Consider the following 623-nt stretch of genomic DNA (forward strand, 5'->3'; position numbering starts at 1 on the left):
TTATCCGGCAACGGGCGAAAGGGCTGTTTTATCGCGGAAACAATGCCGCCCATCCTACCGGCTGACCGCCTTCCAGGGTACGGACACGGTGATCTTGGGTGTCACGCTGCGCCTGCCCCCGGCCGAACCGGCTGTAACTCCTGCATGAAATGGGCCGTATCGGTAAACTGCGCCGCAGCAAGCTCCCCTACAATCTCCCGAGCGCCGGCAGCGTCTTTCGCCGCCCCGAAGCCGCGCCCCCCATCGGCCAGATCATGGAAGAAGCGGGATTAAAGGGGTTTACCATCGGCGGCGCGCAAATATCGCCCCGCCACGCCGGCATCATCGTCAACGCCGGCGCTGCCACCGGAGCCGATATTCTGGCCGTCATCGAGGAAATGCGGCAAGCCGCCCGGGAGCGCTATGGCGTAGAGTTGGTGTTGGAGCAGGTAGTGGTATAATCAAGACTTGTGATTGCCTATCGCAGTCCATTAAATCGCAAGCCGACATTTCAAATCTTAATTCCCGTAGACATCAGAATAGATGCCCACAACCACAAAAAAAGCTCCTGCAATTGCCGATCGCAATGAGCCATCTCATTTGCATTTCTTTCTTTGGCAACTGCCTTCTCGTAATTTCCTGAA

At 56.8% G+C, this 623-nt stretch carries 1 protein-coding gene; it reads left to right on the forward strand.

The annotated features are described in order from the left end of the window. The first annotated feature begins 149 nt into the window (after positions 1–149). Positions 150–440, forward strand: coding sequence for a hypothetical protein (locus tag DSOL_RS26265; protein ID WP_207649692.1), 291 nt, complete (start codon positions 150–152; stop codon positions 438–440). The last annotated feature ends 183 nt before the right edge of the window (positions 441–623 follow it).

Origin of the sequence: Desulfosporosinus metallidurans (assembly GCF_001936615.1) — a bacterium.
GTDB classification, from domain to species: domain Bacteria; phylum Bacillota; class Desulfitobacteriia; order Desulfitobacteriales; family Desulfitobacteriaceae; genus Desulfosporosinus; species Desulfosporosinus metallidurans.

What these genes read in the sequence shown, in the direction of transcription:
- DSOL_RS26265 (WP_207649692.1), top strand. Translation starts at nt 150, where the DNA reads ATGGGCCGTATCGGTAAACTGCGCCGCAGCAAGCTCCCCTACAATCTC.